A 16,687-nucleotide genomic window follows, 5' to 3' on the forward strand; every position below is an offset into this window, starting at 1 on the left:
CGTGGCGCAGACTATCAATCTTCTTCCCTGGCGGGAAACGCGTCGGCGGCAGCGGCTGCGCTTTTGGCTGCTCTCCGCCGGCGGGCTGCTGCTGAGCCTGCTGATGGCGCTGTCGCTTTCCCGGGCGTCGCGGGAAGCTGAAGACGGACTCGGGTCGGTGAGGCTGGCCGCCGAAAATCAGCTGTACGCGGCACTCCAGCAGCGTGAGCGCCTGATGCGCGAGCAGCTCCGGCAGCATGAAAAGCAGCGCCTGCGCCAGCTGCAGCGGGAACTGACCCAATCCTGGCAGCCGCGGCTGCGCCAGATTGCCTCGCTGGTGCCGGAACCGGCCTGGCTTACCCGGCTGGAATATCAGCAAAACACCCTGACGCTCAGCGGCCTGACCTTACGCCTGAACGCATTATCGGCGCTGGAAACCGCGCTGACGACGGTCGATGGCTTTCGGCCAGCAAAAACCGGTGAAACCCGACGCGATGCCGGTGGACGCTGGCTGTTTAGTTTTTCTCTTGCAGGAGAAAGCCTTTATGCGGGCACTGATTGAGCGCTGGAAGGCATCACTTCTCCCCCTTCGCGGCGGCTGGCTGGCGCTGGCAATCGCGCTGCCGCTCGCCATCGCCGCCGGTTTGTGGCTGGTATCTCCGCCGCCGGCGCAGGAAAGCGGCCGCTCGGATCGTCTACGCCAGCAGTGGCAGAAGCTGCTGCCGCTGCGGGTCGCCCTTGCTCGGGAGGGCGCTGTCGTGCCCGTGAGGCGGGGTTTTTCCCCGCTTCATCTGCCGGTTGATGGGGCGGCGCTGATTGCCTGGAGACCGGCAGGAAGAGGCGGGGAGATGGAGCTTGAGCTTCGCTGGCCGTCGGTACCGGCCCTGTTTGCCTGGCTGGCAGACTGCGGAATGCGGGTGGCCGCGTTTTCGCTACATCCGCAGAAAAAGGTGCTGCGGCTGAGCCTGCAGCTGGAGGCCGAAGATGCGGAGTAAATGGTGGCGCCTGGCGCTGCTGCTGTCTCTTCCACTGGCCGCTGAGGAGCGCGACCCCTTCCAGCCGGCGGAGGATCGCTGTCAGGTGGCGCAGCTGACGCAGTGGCGCTACGGCGGGGCGATAGGTTCCCCGGAGCAGTGGATCGGTATCCTGCAGGACAGCGCGGGAAAGTGGCGTCGGGTGAGGGTAAACGACACCCTCGTGGCCGGCTGGCAGATTAGCCTGCTGACGGCGGAAAAAATCGAGATAACGACGGGGCCGGGATGCGACCCTTTGCACTGGCGCTGGCTGCGTGAGGAGAAAAAAGATGCGATGGATAAGCCTGTTATTTCTGCTGCCGCTGGCGGTCGCGGCGGCCAAAAAAGAGCCGCCAATCTCTCTGGTGGTCGATGATGCCCCGGTGGTGCAGGTGCTACAAACGCTGGCGGCGCTGCGTCAGCAGAATCTGGTGGTCGCTTCCGACGTTAGCGGGACGCTCTCGCTGCAGCTGACCAACGTTCCCTGGCAGCAGGCCCTGCGCTCGGTCGTCGACAGCGCCGGGCTGACGTTCAGTCAGCAGGGAACGATACTGTACGTGCATACTCTGGCGTGGAAAAAAGCGCAGCAGGCGCAGCTTGAGTCGGAGCGCGCAAAGCGAGCGCAGAACCTTCCCCTGCAGCGGCATAGCGTTGTGCTGCGCTATGCCGATGCGGGTGAACTTGCGAAGGACGGCAGCGGGCTGCTCAGCCCGCGCGGTAGCCTGACCGTCGATAAACGCACCAACCGGCTGCTGCTTCGCGATGACGCTGAGCATCTGGCCGCCCTGAAGGCCTGGGCTCTGGAGATGGACCAGCCCATCGGTCAGGTAGAGCTGGCGGCGCATATTGTCTCAATGAGTGAAACCAGCCTGCGCGAGCTGGGGGTGAAATGGAGCCTGGCTGAAGCCAGCAGCGTGCCGGGCTCAGGTAAGTTTACCGCGCTGGGCAGCCAGCTGGCGGTGGGCGATGCCAGCACGCGAGCGGGCTTTAATATCGGGCGCATCAACGGGCGCCTGCTGGCGCTGGAGCTGTCGGCGCTGGAGCAAAAGCAGCAGGTAGACATCATCGCCAGCCCGCGGCTGCTGGCTTCCCATATGCAGCCTGCCAGCATCAAGCAGGGGAGCGAGATACCCTATCAGGTTTCCCGGGGAGAGAGCGGCGCAACGTCGGTCGAGTTCAAAGAGGCGGTGCTGGGAATGGAGGTGACGCCAACGGTGCTGCAGCAGAACCGCGTGCGTCTGAAGCTGCGCATTAGTGAAAATATGCCGGGCCAGGTGCTGAAGCAGGAAAATGGCGAGGTGCTGGCGATCGATAAACAGGAAATTGAAACCCAGGTCGAGGTTAGCAGCGGTGAAACCCTCGCGCTGGGAGGGATTTTTTCACAAAAAAACAAATCGGCCCGCGATGCTATTCCGCTACTCGGCGATATTCCCCTGCTTGGCCAGCTGTTTCGCCGGGACGGAAAAGATAATGAGCGCCGCGAACTGGTGGTCTTCATTACCCCACGTATTCTGGCAGTGCATTAGGCGTTTTTCTTGCTAAACACGTTTCAGGTGTTTGACGTGAGGACGGATTTAGCATACAAGGGGTACCGATTTGAGAGTCGGGTTCGGCATCAATCCTCCCTTTTTGTCCGGTGATTTATTCTCATAATCGTTCAAGACGTATTGAGGCGGTAAGCGGTTCTCCTGCAGAAACATAGTTAACTATGCATCCGCAGGCGAATAAGTGCAGCCAACGGCGAGGTAGTTTGAATAATGAAGCGTATATTCAGTTGCCAAACCTGCCGGAGTATTGAGATAATTTTTAGTCTGACTCTCGCTCTATTGCATATGAGGTTTCAGTTCATGTCCTGCTGCGCCAGGTGTTCGCGAAGCGGGTTTATCATTAACGAATAGTCTTAGTAGTACCGAAAAAATGGCAGAGAAACGCAATATCTTTCTGGTTGGGCCTATGGGTGCCGGCAAAAGCACTATTGGGCGCCAGTTAGCCCAACAGCTCAACATGGAATTTTACGATTCCGATCAAGAGATTGAGAAACGCACCGGCGCTGACGTTGGCTGGGTCTTCGATGTAGAAGGCGAAGATGGCTTCCGTGACCGTGAAGAAAAAATCATCAATGAATTGACGGAAAAACAGGGAATTGTGCTGGCAACAGGCGGCGGCTCTGTAAAATCCCGTGAAACGCGTAACCGTCTCTCCGCCCGCGGCGTGGTGGTCTACCTGGAAACAACGATCGAAAAACAGCTTGCCCGTACGCAGCGCGATAAAAAGCGTCCTCTGTTACAGGTTGAAGCGCCGCCTCGCGAAGTGCTTGAAGCATTGGCAGACGAGCGCAACCCGCTGTATGAAGAGATTGCTGACGTCACTATCCGTACTGACGATCAGAGTGCGAAAGTGGTGGCAAACCAGATTATTCATATGCTGGAAAGCAATTGATTCTGGCTTAATAAAGTGCGTCAGAGTAAAAGCAACTGAGGTGGACGTCGCGTTATGGAGAGGCTTACAGTAACTCTCGGGGAACGTAGTTACCCGATTACCATCGCGGCTGGTTTGTTTAACGATCCAGCTTCCTTCCAGCCACTGCAATCAGGCGACCAGGTTATGCTGGTCACCAACGAAACGCTGGCGCCGCTTTATCTGGATAACGTTCGTTCCGTGCTGGAGCAGGCGGGTGTTAAGGTCGACAGCGTTATTTTGCCCGATGGCGAGCAGTACAAAAGCCTGACGGTGATGGATACTGTCTTCACCGCTTTATTGCAAAAACCGCACGGCCGTGACACCACGCTGGTAGCGCTCGGCGGCGGCGTGGTCGGTGATTTAACCGGCTTTGCTGCGGCTAGCTATCAGCGCGGTGTGCGTTTTATTCAGGTTCCAACCACCCTGCTGTCGCAGGTGGATTCTTCGGTCGGTGGTAAAACTGCCGTCAACCATCCTCTCGGTAAAAATATGATTGGCGCCTTCTGGCAGCCAGTTTCTGTCGTTGTCGATCTCAATTGTCTTAAGACCTTGCCGGCCCGTGAACTCTCTTCCGGCCTGGCTGAAGTCATTAAGTACGGCGTAATCCTTGACGGTGAATTCTTCGACTGGCTGGAAAATAACATCGATGCGCTGATGGCGCTGGATGAAAAAGCAATGGCGTACTGTATTCGCCGCTGCTGTGAGCTGAAAGCCGAAGTCGTTGCCGCCGACGAGCGTGAAACCGGGTTACGTGCTTTACTGAATCTTGGACATACGTTTGGTCATGCTATCGAAGCCGAAATGGGCTACGGTAACTGGCTGCACGGCGAGGCCGTTGCTGCCGGTATGGTGATGGCTGCGCGTACGTCTGAACGATTAGGGCAGTTCAGCGCGCAGGAGACGCAGCGTCTTATTACGCTGCTGCAGCGCGCGGGTCTGCCGGTCAGTGGGCCGCAGGAGATGACCGCGCAGGCGTATCTGCCCCACATGATGCGTGATAAAAAGGTGCTGGCAGGCGAAATGCGGCTGGTGCTACCGCTCGCAATAGGGAAAAGCGAGGTTCGCGGCGGAGTGTCGCACGATGTAGTTCTTGGCGCGATTGCTGATACTGAGCAGGCGCAACAATAAGAAGGTCTGGCCGCGTCCGCGCGGCGTTATCATTTCAGGTGACATGCAATAGTCGTGAGCATAAGCCTTTTAGTGGGGTGTTAAATGGATGAATTCAAACCAGAAGACGATTTAAAAGCCGATCGCAACGATCGTCGCGCTGGTCGTTCCCGTCAGTCTTCCGAGCGCGATAGCGATCCGCAGATCAATTTTGATGATGTCGATCTTGATGTGGACGAGAGCCGTCCGACGCGCGCCGGTAAAACCCGCCGTGAGCGCGATGAAGAAGAAGAGTATGAAGAGGACCTGGAGTCTGAAGAAGACGAGGTTGAAGAGCAGCAGGTTGAGCGCCGTCCGCGTAAGCGTAAGAAAGCGCCGGCGAAGCCTGCTTCTCGCCAGTATATTATGATGGGGGTGGGGATCCTCGTGCTGCTGCTGCTGATTGTCGGCATCGGCTCGGCGCTGAAGTCGCCGTCTTCCTCCAACGAACAAGCGGCGACAGGTGAGAAGAGTATCAATCTGTCAGACGCGCAGGACAACGGCGCTCAGCCTGCGGCTCAGGACCAGACTGCGGGTAACAACGCCCAGCAGCAGGATGTTTCTCTGCCGCCAATCGCGTCTAACCCAACCCAGGGCCAGACTACCGCTGAACCGCAGGGACAGCAGCGCGTCGAGGTTCAGGGCGATCTGAACAACGCCCTGACTCAGCAGCAGGGCCAGATTGACAGCGCCGTGGCAAACTCGACGTTACCGACCGAACCTGCAACCGTCGCCCCGCTGCGCAACGGTACGGCTCCGCGTCAGGCAACCACCGAGCGCCAGACGCAGACTGCCGCCGCTCCGCGTCCGGCCGAGCGTAAGCACACCGTTATTGAGCCGAAGCCGATGGCTACCGCCAAAGCGCCGGTTGAGTCGAAGCCGGCACAGCCGAAGCGCGTAGAAAGCACCGCCGCAGCGGCGCCGACGAGAACGCCAGCCGTAGAGCCGGCTAAGCCTGCCGCGACAGCTCAGGCTAAGCCGACTCCGACCGCCGCGCCTGCGGCAACCGCTACAGCTGCTCCGGCAGCGACAGCGGCCGCTTCGGGTGGCAAAACTGCCGGTGACGTGGGCTCGATGAAGGCCGCTCCGTCAAGCAACTACACCCTGCAGCTCGACTCTTCCTCCAACTACAACAATCTGAGTAGCTGGGCGAAGAAAGAGAAGCTGGATAAGTACGTCGTCTACGAGACTACCCGTAACGGTCAGCCCTGGTACGTGCTGGTCAGCGGCATTTACGCTTCGAAAGATGAAGCTAAACGCGCTGTAGCAACTCTGCCAGCGGACGTGCAGGCGAAAAATCCGTGGGCAAAACCGCTGCATCAGGTCCAGGCTGACCTGAAATAAGCCGCGGCGTAGTCTTAAGCGCAGGGTGCTGTCGGAGCTTTCTCCACAGCCGGAGAATGTGTAATTAGTTAGGCAGCATGAAAAAGAATCGCGCTTTTCTGAAATGGGCGGGGGGGAAATACCCCCTGCTTGACGATATAAAAAAACATTTGCCGCAGGGCGACTGTCTGATTGAGCCCTTTGTGGGCGCCGGGTCGGTATTTCTTAATACCGACTTTTCTCGTTATATCCTCGCGGACATCAACAGCGATCTGATCAGCCTGTATAACATCGTCAAATTGCAGACGAAAGAATACGTTGCCGAAGCGCAGGCGATGTTTACGCCTGAGAACAACGTGGCGGAGAGATACTATCAGTTCCGTGCTGAATTCAATCAAAGCCAGGACCCGCTTCGTCGTGCGGTGCTGTTCCTTTATCTGAATCGCCACGGCTACAACGGTTTATGTCGTTACAATCTGCGCGGCGAGTTCAACGTGCCTTTTGGCCGCTATAAGAAGCCCTATTTTCCCGAAGCCGAACTGTATCATTTTGCGCAGAAGGCGCAGAATGCCTACTTCTACTGCGAATCGTACGCAGACAGCATGGCGCGAGCCGACGGGACTTCGGTGGTCTACTGCGACCCGCCGTACGCGCCTTTGTCTTCTACCGCGAATTTTACGGCGTACCATACGAACAGCTTTAATTCCGAACAGCAGGCCCACCTGGCGCAGCTGGCGGAGAACCTGTTAGAGCAGCGGGTCCCGGTTCTGATTTCTAACCACGATACCGCGCTGACGCGCGAATGGTATCGTCTGGCTAAACTGCACGTCGTCAAAGTTCGACGCAGTATCAGCAGCAACGGTGGTACCCGAAAGAAGGTGGACGAGCTTCTTGCTCTGTACCGTCCGCCGAAGACTAAATAATTTTCAAGGAGATGCGGATGAAGCAGTATTTGATTGCCCCTTCGATTCTGTCGGCTGATTTTGCCCGTTTGGGGGAAGATACCGCCAAAGCGTTGGCTGCAGGTGCAGACGTCGTGCACTTTGACGTGATGGACAACCACTACGTGCCGAATCTGACCATCGGCCCAATGGTGCTGAAAGCGCTGCGCGGCTATGGCATCACCGCTCCCATCGACGTGCACCTGATGGTTAAGCCGGTCGACCGCATCATTCCTGATTTTGCCGCCGCGGGCGCCAGCATCATCACCTTCCACCCGGAGGCGTCGGAACACGTCGACCGCAGCCTGCAGCTCATCAAAGAGCACGGCTGTAAAGCCGGCCTGGTGTTCAACCCGGCAACCCCGCTGAGCTACCTTGATTACGTGATGGATAAGCTGGATGTGATCCTGCTGATGTCCGTCAATCCGGGCTTCGGCGGCCAGTCTTTCATTCCGCAGACCCTCGACAAACTCCGCGAAGTGCGCCAGCGCATCGATGCGTCCGGCTACGATATTCGCCTCGAAGTCGATGGCGGCGTAAAGGTCAGCAATATCGCGGATATTGCGGCAGCAGGGGCGGATATGTTCGTGGCCGGCTCGGCGATTTTCGACCAGCCGGATTATAAAAAAGTCATTGATCAAATGCGCAGTGAATTAGCGAAGGTTAGTCATGGATAAATTACAGGCGATTCGCGGCATCGCGTTTGACCTCGACGGTACCCTGGTGGATAGCGCGCCGGGCCTGACGGCCGCCGTTGATAGCGCGCTTTACGCTTTAGAGCTCCCGATGGCGGGAGAGGATCGCGTTGTCACCTGGATTGGCAACGGCGCGGACGTGCTGATGGAGCGCGCCCTTACCTGGGCACGCCAGGAGCGCGCGACGCTGCGGGCGGCCGGGGGGAAACCTTCCGTCGATCGCGATGATATCCCGCAGGCCGAGCAGCTGGCGCTGCTGCGCAGGCTGTTTGACCGCTACTATGCTGAAGCCGCGGAAGAGGGTAGCTTCCTGTTCCCGGCGGTCGCCGATACGCTGGGCGCTCTGCACGCCAAAGGGCTGCCGCTGGCGCTGGTCACCAACAAGCCGACGCCGTTTGTTGCGCCGATGCTGGCGGCGCTGGATATCGCCAAATATTTTACCGTGGTCATCGGCGGCGACGATGTACAGAACAAGAAGCCGCATCCCGAACCGCTGCTGCTGGTTGCGGAAAAGCTGGGGCTGGCTCCCGCTGAGTCTGCTGTTTGTCGGCGACTCGCGTAACGATATTCTGGCGGCGAAAGCGGCCGGCTTTGGCTCAATCGGCCTGACCTACGGCTACAACTACGGTGAGCCGATCGCGCTCAGCGAGCCGGATTATATCTTTGACCAATTTAACGAACTCTTACCCGCTCTCGGGTTACCGTATAGTGAAAATCAGGAATTAAAAAATGACTAAGCCCATCGTTTTTAGTGGCGCACAGCCCTCAGGTGAATTGACCATTGGCAACTACATGGGTGCGCTGCGTCAGTGGGTGGGCATGCAGGATGATTATCACTGCATCTACTGCATCGTGGATCTGCATGCCATCACCGCGCGTCAGGACCCCGAGAAGCTGCGTAAAGCCACGCTGGATACGCTGGCGCTCTACCTGGCATGCGGTATCGATCCGGCGAAAAGCACTATCTTTGTTCAGTCGCACGTGCCGGAGCATGCGCAGCTGGGCTGGGCGCTGAACTGCTACACCTATTTCGGCGAGCTGAGCCGCATGACCCAGTTCAAAGATAAATCCGCCCGCTACTCGGAAAACATTAACGCCGGCCTGTTTGATTATCCGGTGCTGATGGCGGCGGATATTCTGCTTTATCAGACCAACCAGGTGCCGGTGGGCGAAGACCAGAAGCAGCACCTGGAGCTGAGCCGCGATATCGCGCAGCGCTTCAACGCTATCTACGGCGAAGTGTTCAAAGTTCCTGAGCCGTTTATTCCTAAATCCGGCGCGCGGGTCATGTCGCTGCTCGAGCCGACGAAAAAGATGTCCAAGTCGGACGACAACCGCAACAACGTGATTGGCCTGCTGGAAGACCCGAAATCGGTCATCAAAAAGATCAAGCGTGCGGTAACGGACTCCGACGAGCCGCCGGTGGTGCGCTACGACCAGCAGAACAAAGCCGGCGTTTCTAACCTGCTGGATATTCTCTCCGGCGTGACTGGCCAGAGCATTGCGGAGCTGGAGCAGCACTTCGACGGGAAAATGTACGGGCATCTGAAGGGCGAAGTGGCCGATGCGGTGTCCGGCATGCTGGTTGAGCTTCAGGAGCGCTATAACCGCTTCCGTAACGATGAAGCCTTCCTCAATCAGGTGATGAGAGACGGCGCGGAAAAGGCCAGCGCTCGCGCCTCACAAACGCTGAAAGCGGTATACGAAGCGATTGGTTTTGTTGCGAAGCCGTAAGCATCGGCGAACGAGACAGAACGCATGAAGCCGGTAAAAAGGGCGGGTTAATCCCGCCCTTTTGCCTTTTTGCCCCTGTCCGCCGTCCGCCTGTTCATCACGCTGCGGGCAGCGGAGAAGAAGCGGCGAATCTTAGTGGTTAGAGAACCAGTTGAGCCTGTCGCGCAGGCTCACCACGCGGCCGACGATAATCAGCGCCGGGCTCGCCATCTGCTGCGCCAGCACGTCCAGCCGATCCAGGGTACCGGTGACCACCTTCTGGTTGACCGTCGTGCCGTTTTCAACAATCGCCGCCGGCATATCCGCCGCCATGCCGTGGGCGATAAGCTTCTCTCTGATCGCCGGCGCCTGGTTTAACCCCATATAAAACACCAGCGTCTGCTTTTCTGCCGCCAGGTTTTGCCAGTCCAGCTCTCCCCCGGTTTTCAGATGCCCGGTGATCAGGCGAACGCCCTGTGCGAAGTCGCGATGGGTCAGCGGAATGCCGGAATAGGCGGAACAGCCGGAGGCGGCGGTGATCCCCGGAACCACGGAGAAGGGAATGCCGGCATGACACAGGGTTTCGAGCTCTTCGCCGCCGCGGCCGAAAATAAACGGATCGCCGCCTTTCAGGCGCACCACGCGGCGGCCGTTCTGCGCCTCCCGCAGCAGGATCTGGTTAATCTCGTCCTGCGGAACGCAATGGTAGCCCGCCCGCTTGCCGACGAACACCCGGTCGGCGTCGCGGCGCACCAGATTCATAATATCGTCCGAGACCAGCCGGTCATAAACCACGACATCCGCCTGCTGAATCTGCTGCAGCCCTTTCAGGGTCAGCAGGCCGGCATCGCCCGGCCCGGCGCCCACCAGCACGACTTCGCCGCGATGATCCAGCGGTTCGGTCAGCAGCTGCTCGGTGGTATCGGCTACGGCCTGCCGGTCATCGTTGGCTAAGGACTGCGCCAGGCGGTCGTTCATAAACAGCTTTTCCCAGAAGCGTCGACGCTCGCCCACCGTGGCAAACTGTTTTTTAACCCGCGCCCGCAGACTGGCCGGCATAGCGCGCTAGCTGGCCTAAATGCAGCGGCAGAACCGACTCCAGCTTTTCGCGCAGCAGCCGCGCCAGCACCGGCGAGGTTCCGCCGGAGGAGACGGCGACCATTAGCGGCGAGCGGTCGATAATCGAGGGCATAATGAAGCTGGCCTGCTGCGGAGAATCCACGACGTTGCAAAAGATGCGCCGCGCTTCCGCCGCCTCGCTGACCTGCTGGTTAACGTCGTTGTCGTCAGTCGCGGCGATCGCCAGCCAGCTGCAATCGAGCAGCTGGGGATTAAAGCTGCCTGTTATCAGCGTCAGCATCCGTTCATCCGCCCACACCTGAAACTGTGGCGAGAATTCGAGGGCGTTAACCGTTAATTTGGCACCGGCGTCCAGCAGCAGCCGCGCCTTACGTTCGGCAACATCACCGCCGCCGACCAGCAGACAGTCGCGACCGCGCAGCTGGCAAAAAATGGGTAAGTGATCCACGGAGTATCCTCGCAGCAGGGCAATGGGAGAGGGGGAGCGGTCGTAGCATAGCAGCGGAAGAGTGACAAAATATACGACTTTTCCAGCGCTTACCGCTTAATGGGCATAAGCAGAATAGATGGTTCCCCCTGAGGAACAGAGGGAACCTCGGGAAATCAGGCCTTAAGCTGAACTTTCCCGTCTTTTACCCGCGCGTCAAAATGGGCGATGGAGTGGCTCTCATCTTCCATACAGACGCCGTCACGTAGACGGAAACGCTGCTTTTTCAACGGGCTGGCGACCCACAGATCGCCTTCGTGTTCGGCAATGATGCCGCGCGAAAGAACGCTGGCGTTGAAGAAGGGATCGATATTGCTGATCGCAAAAACCCGCTCGTCCTGGTAAGGGCGGAACACGGCGACCTGCTGCTGGCCAAGCAGCGCGCAGACGCCGGTTGCCGGCAGGATTTCTTCAATCTTGCAGATGTTTATCCACTGGCTCATGCGTTTTCCTCCACCAGAGTCACCGGGATACGCTCATACGGCGTGGCCGGGCGATGCTGTTCGCGTTCCGGCACAACCTGGACGTTCGGGTCGCGCTGGCTGCTGTTGATAAAGTGCCTGAAGCGGGTCTGCGCGGCCGGGCTGTTGACGGTTTCGGTCCACTCGCAGGCGAAGGCGGCGCGCAGGCGGGCCAGCTCCTCTTCCAGGTGTTCGTTCAGGCCAAGCTTGTCGTCGATAATGACGCGCTTCAGATAATCGATGCCGCCTTCCATGTTGTCCAGCCAGGGCGCGGTACGCGTCAGCTTATCGGCGGTGCGGATGTAGAACATCATAAAGCGGTCGAGATACTTGAGCAGCGTTTCACGGTCAAGGTCGGCCGCCAGCAGGTCCGCGTGGCGAGGCTTCATCCCGCCGTTGCCGCATACGTACAGGTTCCAGCCTTTTTCGGTGGCGATGATGCCGACGTCTTTCCCCTGCGCTTCCGCACATTCGCGCGTACAGCCAGAGACGCCAAACTTCATCTTATGTGGCGTACGGATGCCTTTGTAACGGTTCTCCAGCTCGACGCCGAAGCCTACGCTGTCGCCAACGCCGTAGCGGCACCAGGTGCTGCCGACGCAGGTTTTAGCCATACGTAGCGCTTTAGCGTACGCGTGGCCGGTTTCAAAGCCCGCGTCAATCAACTGACGCCAGATTTCCGGCAGATCGTCTTTTTGCGCGCCAAACATGCCGATACGCTGCGAGCCGGTAATTTTGGTGTAGAGGTTATATTCGCGCGCGATGCGGCCGACGGCCACCAGCCCTTCCGGCGTAATTTCGCCGCCTGCGGAGCGCGGGATAATCGAGTAGGTCCCGTCTTTTTGGATGTTGGCGAGGAAGTTATCGTTGGTCTCCTGCAGCGGCGTATGCTGAGGTTTGAGGATGTACTCATTCCAGCAGGAGGCCAGCAGCGAGCCTACGGTAGGTTTACACACTTCGCAGCCGTAGCCCTTGCCGTGTTTCTCCAGCAGCTCATCGAACGTTTTAATGCCTTCGACGCGGATCAGGTGGAACAGCTCCTGGCGCGAGTAGGCGAAGTGTTCGCACAGGTTATGGTTAACTTCGATACCCTGTTTCGCCAGCTCGGCGTTCAGTACCTGGGTCACCAGCGGGATACAGCCGCCGCAGCCGGTGCCGGCTTTGGTTTCGGCTTTCAGCGCGGCAACGGTATGGCAGCCTTTATTGATAGCGGCGATCAGCATGCCTTTGGTCACGTCGAAGCAGGAGCAGATTTGCGCGCTGTCCGGCAGCTTATCGACGCCAATAGAGGGCTTACCGCTGCCGGCATGGGACGGCAGAATCAGCGCGTCCGGGTTTTCCGGCAGTTCGATAGCGTTCAGCACCAGCTGCAGCAGGTTGCCGTAGTCGCTGGTATCGCCGACCAGCACCGCGCCGAGCAGGGTCTTGTTATCCGCGCTGACGATCAGGCGTTTGTAGACCTCTTTGCTCTCATCAAGATAGACGTAGCTGCGCGCGCCGGGCGTGCGGCCATGCGCATCGCCGATACCGCCAACGTCAACGCCGAGCAGCTTCAGCTTGGCGCTAAGGTCGGCGCCGGTGAAGGCGTTGTCCGCGCCGAGAATATGGTCGACGGTCACCTGGGCCATTTTGTAGCCCGGAGCCACCAGACCATAGACGCGGTTGTTCCAACTGGCGCACTCGCCGATGGCGTAGATATCCGGATCGGAAGTCTGGCAGGCATCATTCACTACGATACCGCCGCGCTGAGCCACCGCCAGACCGCACTGGGTGGCGAGCTTGTCGCGCGGGCGGATACCGGTTGAGAACACGATGAAATCGACCTGCAGCTCGCTACCGTCGGCGAATTGCATGGTTTTCCGCGCCTCGGTGCCCTGCTGGACGATCTCTTTGGTATTTTTGCTGGTATGGACCTTCACGCCCATACTTTCGATTTTGCGCTTCAGCTGTTCGCCGCCCATATTATCAAGCTGCTCGGCCATCAGCATTGGCGCGAATTCGATAACGTGGGTTTCGACGCCGAGGTTTTTCAGCGCGCCCGCGGCCTCGAGGCCCAGCAGGCCGCCGCCGACCACCGCGCCGCGTTTGCTGCGGCGGGCGCAGGATTCGATAGCGTTGAGATCTTCAATCGTGCGGTAAACGAAGCAGTCCTGGGTCTCCGCGCCTTTAATCGGCGGGATCCACGGATAGGAGCCGGTTGCCATGACCAGTTTGTCGTAAAATACGGTGCGTCCCGCGCTGGAGTGAATGACCTTCTCCTGGCGGTTAATCGTAATTGCGCGCTCGCCGATCAGGACGTTAACGCCGTGTTTCTCGTAAAATCCTTCGCGAACCAGGGAGAGTTCTTCTGCGGTATGATGGGAGAAGTAGGATGACAGGTGGACGCGGTCGTAAGCGATACGGGGTTCTTCGCAGAACACGGTAATATCAAACTGTCCGGCAGGCGCCTTATCAAGAAGCTCTTCGATAAAGCGATGGCCAACCATGCCGTTACCGATAATAGCGATTCTGACTTTGCTCATTTTTGCCTCGATTTCTTTTCTAATACCGCCTACCTTAACGATTCAGCCGGTACACTTATTGATGCAAATCAAGTTCAATCCCGCCTACTACTTAATGGGTATTATCATGATTTCCTTGGATTTTTATAAGTTATGGAAAATTCAGGCTTTTCCTTTTTGTTGCTTTTATGTACAAAAACGGCAGGAAATGGCGATGGCGGGATGGGTGAAAATTAAGCAATTTTAACGGGGGTCATCAAGATGACAGCTGCACCACTTTGGTTGATTCAGAACGTGCGCCTGCCGGGCCGCGATGGGCTATGGCAGATAGCAATAGATAAAGGCTGCTTTGGCGATATTACCCCGATGGGCGAAGCGCATAGCGAGAGCCTTGAAGTGCTTAACGCCCGGGGTGGGTTGGCTATTCCTCCGTTTATTGAACCGCATATCCATCTGGATACGACGCAAACCGCCGGCGAACCGAGCTGGAATCAATCCGGGACGCTGTTCGAGGGTATTGAGCGTTGGGCTGAGCGCAAGGCGTTGCTGAGCCATGAGGATGTCAAAGCCCGGGCGTGGAAAACCCTGAAGTGGCAAATTGCCAACGGTATACAGTTTGTGCGCACGCATGTTGATGTTTCAGACCCGACGCTGACCGCCTTAAAAGCGATGCTGGAAGTGAAGCAGGAGGTAGCTCCGTGGGTAGATTTGCAGATAGTCGCCTTCCCACAGGAGGGGATTTTATCCTACCCCAATGGGGAGGCTCTACTTGAAGAGGCGCTGCGCCTCGGCGCCGATGTGGTAGGGGCTATTCCCCACTTTGAGTTCACCCGCGAGTATGGCGTTGAGTCCCTGCATATCGCCTTTCGCCTGGCGCAGAAATACCAGCGCCCGCTGGATATCCACTGCGATGAAATCGACGATGAGCAGTCGCGGTTTGTCGAAACGGTCGCGGCGCTGGCGTTAAAAGAGGGGATTGGCCCGCGGGTTACGGCCAGCCATACCACCGCCATGCACTCCTATAACGGCGCCTATACCTCGCGGCTGTTTCGCCTGCTGAAGCTCTCGGGGATTAACTTTGTCGCCAACCCGCTGGTGAATATTCACCTGCAGGGACGCTTCGATGATTATCCAAAGCGGCGCGGGATTACCCGGGTAAAAGAGTCTGATGGCCGCAGGGATCAACGTCTGCTTTGGTCACGACGACGTTTTCGACCCGTGGTATCCGCTGGGTACCGGCAATATGCTGCAGGTGCTGCATATGGGGCTACACGTTTGCCAGCTGATGGGCTATCAGCAGATTAACGACGGGCTGAAGCTGATTACCGACAACAGCGCCCGCACTTTTGGTCTGAGCGACTACGGCATCAGCACGGGGAATACGGCCAACCTGATTATTCTGCCTGCGGAAAACGGTTTTGAAGCGGTGCGCTGCCAGGTGCCGGTACGCTGGTCCATTCGTCAGGGGCGGGTGATTGCCACCACGCAGCTGGCGCAGACCTGGATACAGACCGATAGAGGCGGGGAGGAGCTGTTCTTTACCCGCAATGGCCCCTCTGCTGATGCAAAGGGGCCAAAGGTCTAGCGCGGCTTAGTGCGATCCTGCCTGCGCGCCGTGCTGGCGGTGGCGGGAGACAAAGCCGAGGATAATGCACATCACGAATACCACGGCATAGAGGCCGTTAGCGGTTTGCAGCGCCGCCAGCGGCCCGCTGGCGGCAACGATAGGCCCGGTGACCACGAAGGTCAGCATCGTCCCGATGGTGCCGCAGGTGAGCACAAAGTTAACCAGCTTCGGTGACGAAACTTTGGTCTGCAGCGATCCCAGGGTAATCAGCGAAGTGTAGATAGCGCTGGAGAAGAAGCCAAGGGTCAGGATAAACCACGGCATATGCTCAGGGGAACCGTTAATAAACAGGTACATCAGCACCGTTGCCAGGCCTGCCAGAACGGTAAGAATGCGCTGCAGGTCGAAGAAGCGCAGAATGAAGCTGAATGACCACATACCGATCATGTACGACATCCAGAAATCGCTCACCAGCTTACCCGCGTCGCCAAGGCTCATGCCCAGGCCCTTGGCATATTCCGGCACCCAGGAGATAAAGCCCAGCTGGCCAAGGATGTAGCACAGCGCGGCGATGGAAAGAAACAGCACGCCGATACCCCACTTCTCTTTGACTACCGGCTGGCTGTCCTGCTGCGCTTTTTTACCCAGCACCGGGAATTCACAGCCGAAGGTCAGAACGAAGATAGCGACGTAAACCAGACCAATGCAGACATACACCCAGTACCACTCGATGCTGCGGGCCAGCAGATAGGCGGCAACCATCGGGAAAATCATCCCCGCCATGCTGAAGAAGGAGTCGGTGAACAGCAGGCGAGCGCCGCGCTGGCGGCCTTCATACATATGAGTTATCAGGAAGGTGCCGATCGACATGGTGATCCCGCTGACCAGACCCAGCACGAACATCGCCGCGGAGAACAGCGTCAGGCTGTGGCCAAAGATCAGCCCGATTACCGCCAGTACCATCAGGATAAAGCCAAAACGCAGCTGCGTTTTCAGCGGTACGATTTCCATCAGCCAAGCGTTGAGGAAGATAGAGATCAGGATCCCGGCGTTAAGGAAGGTGAAGGTGTTGCTCATACTGGAAACGGGCAGATGGAAGTAATCGGCGATGTTCCCCATCACCATCCCGGTGACGATCACCAGCGCCCCGGTCAGGGCGTAGGAGAAGAAGCTGATCCATGTGAGCTTGATACGATTGCTGTTAGTCATGACTGGCCTGTGAATAGAAATGTAAAGCGCGTTGACTCTGCGCCAGGGCGAACAGATTTTATTCATTCGAGTGATGTAAGCAAACGTTTATTATGAAATGCAGTTCTTTTTG

At 58.0% G+C, this 16,687-nt stretch carries 13 protein-coding genes and 3 pseudogenes; 12 read left to right on the forward strand and 4 right to left on the reverse strand.

Annotated elements, in window-relative coordinates; all coding sequences use genetic code 11:
* Position 1: 1 nt before the first annotated feature.
* The 11 genes and pseudogenes from ABOC21_RS27250 to trpS all read left to right on the forward strand — a co-directional run bounded on the left by ABOC21_RS27250 (position 2) and on the right by trpS (position 9,291).
* Positions 2–541, forward strand: a complete 540-nt coding sequence (locus ABOC21_RS27250) for a PilN domain-containing protein (RefSeq protein ID WP_426813952.1) — start codon at positions 2–4, stop codon at positions 539–541.
* Positions 525–974: a hypothetical protein gene (locus ABOC21_RS27255; protein WP_426813953.1), complete on the forward strand. Its 450-nt coding sequence runs from the start codon at positions 525–527 to the stop codon at positions 972–974. The genes ABOC21_RS27250 and ABOC21_RS27255 overlap by 17 nt, the downstream gene beginning before the upstream one ends.
* Positions 964–1,368: a HofP DNA utilization family protein gene (locus ABOC21_RS27260; RefSeq protein ID WP_426813954.1), complete on the forward strand. Its 405-nt coding sequence runs from the start codon at positions 964–966 to the stop codon at positions 1,366–1,368. The genes ABOC21_RS27255 and ABOC21_RS27260 overlap by 11 nt, the downstream gene beginning before the upstream one ends.
* Positions 1,283–2,518: a DNA uptake porin HofQ gene (gene hofQ / locus ABOC21_RS27265; RefSeq protein WP_426813955.1), complete on the forward strand. Its 1,236-nt coding sequence runs from the start codon at positions 1,283–1,285 to the stop codon at positions 2,516–2,518. The genes ABOC21_RS27260 and hofQ overlap by 86 nt, the downstream gene beginning before the upstream one ends.
* A gap of 391 nt (positions 2,519–2,909) precedes the next feature.
* Positions 2,910–3,431, forward strand: a complete 522-nt coding sequence (gene aroK / locus ABOC21_RS27270; RefSeq protein WP_004868452.1) for a shikimate kinase AroK — start codon at positions 2,910–2,912, stop codon at positions 3,429–3,431.
* Between the two features lie 54 nt (positions 3,432–3,485).
* Complete coding sequence (gene aroB, locus ABOC21_RS27275; RefSeq protein ID WP_426813956.1) at positions 3,486–4,580, forward strand: 3-dehydroquinate synthase; 1,095 nt, start codon at positions 3,486–3,488, stop codon at positions 4,578–4,580.
* Positions 4,581–4,664: 84 nt separating this feature from the next.
* Positions 4,665–5,942 carry a cell division protein DamX gene (gene damX / locus ABOC21_RS27280; protein WP_426813957.1) on the forward strand — a complete coding sequence of 426 codons (1,278 nt, stop codon included), beginning with the start codon at positions 4,665–4,667 and terminating at the stop codon, positions 5,940–5,942.
* A 77-nt stretch (positions 5,943–6,019) separates the two neighbouring features.
* Entirely contained in the window at positions 6,020–6,844 is an 825-nt protein-coding gene (gene dam / locus ABOC21_RS27285; RefSeq protein ID WP_426813958.1) for an adenine-specific DNA-methyltransferase, read from the forward strand.
* Positions 6,845–6,861: 17 nt separating this feature from the next.
* Positions 6,862–7,539, forward strand: coding sequence for a ribulose-phosphate 3-epimerase (rpe, locus tag ABOC21_RS27290; protein WP_426813959.1), 678 nt, complete (start codon positions 6,862–6,864; stop codon positions 7,537–7,539).
* Positions 7,532–8,294: pseudogene (gph, locus tag ABOC21_RS27295) on the forward strand (phosphoglycolate phosphatase). The gene rpe and the pseudogene gph overlap by 8 nt, the downstream one beginning before the upstream one ends.
* Entirely contained in the window at positions 8,287–9,291 is a 1,005-nt protein-coding gene (trpS, locus tag ABOC21_RS27300) for a tryptophan--tRNA ligase (RefSeq protein ID WP_426813960.1), read from the forward strand. Before gph ends, trpS begins: the two are co-directional and overlap by 8 nt.
* Before the next feature lie 132 nt (positions 9,292–9,423).
* Here the strand turns inward: trpS and cysG are convergent.
* From cysG to nirB, 3 genes and pseudogenes are all read right to left on the reverse strand, one after another.
* Positions 9,424–10,798: pseudogene (cysG, locus tag ABOC21_RS27305) on the reverse strand (siroheme synthase CysG).
* A 155-nt stretch (positions 10,799–10,953) separates the two neighbouring features.
* The gene (nirD, locus tag ABOC21_RS27310; protein ID WP_426813961.1) at positions 10,954–11,280 is read right to left on the reverse strand and encodes a nitrite reductase small subunit NirD; all 327 of its coding nucleotides are present in this window, start codon (positions 11,278–11,280) and stop codon (positions 10,954–10,956) included.
* Positions 11,277–13,820, reverse strand: a complete 2,544-nt coding sequence (gene nirB, locus ABOC21_RS27315) for a nitrite reductase large subunit NirB (RefSeq protein WP_426813962.1) — start codon at positions 13,818–13,820, stop codon at positions 11,277–11,279. The genes nirD and nirB overlap by 4 nt, the downstream gene beginning before the upstream one ends.
* A gap of 240 nt (positions 13,821–14,060) precedes the next feature.
* On the opposite strand from nirB, the pseudogene ABOC21_RS27320 reads away from it, so the two are divergent.
* Positions 14,061–15,384 (forward strand): annotated as a pseudogene (locus ABOC21_RS27320) (cytosine deaminase).
* A gap of 6 nt (positions 15,385–15,390) precedes the next feature.
* Here the strand turns inward: ABOC21_RS27320 and tsgA are convergent.
* Positions 15,391–16,575 carry an MFS transporter TsgA gene (gene tsgA / locus ABOC21_RS27325; RefSeq protein WP_426813963.1) on the reverse strand — a complete coding sequence of 395 codons (1,185 nt, stop codon included), beginning with the start codon at positions 16,573–16,575 and terminating at the stop codon, positions 15,391–15,393.
* Positions 16,576–16,687 lie beyond the last annotated feature (112 nt).

Origin of the sequence: Klebsiella sp. WOUb02, assembly GCF_050058015.1 — a bacterium.
Taxonomy (GTDB): domain Bacteria; phylum Pseudomonadota; class Gammaproteobacteria; order Enterobacterales; family Enterobacteriaceae; genus Klebsiella.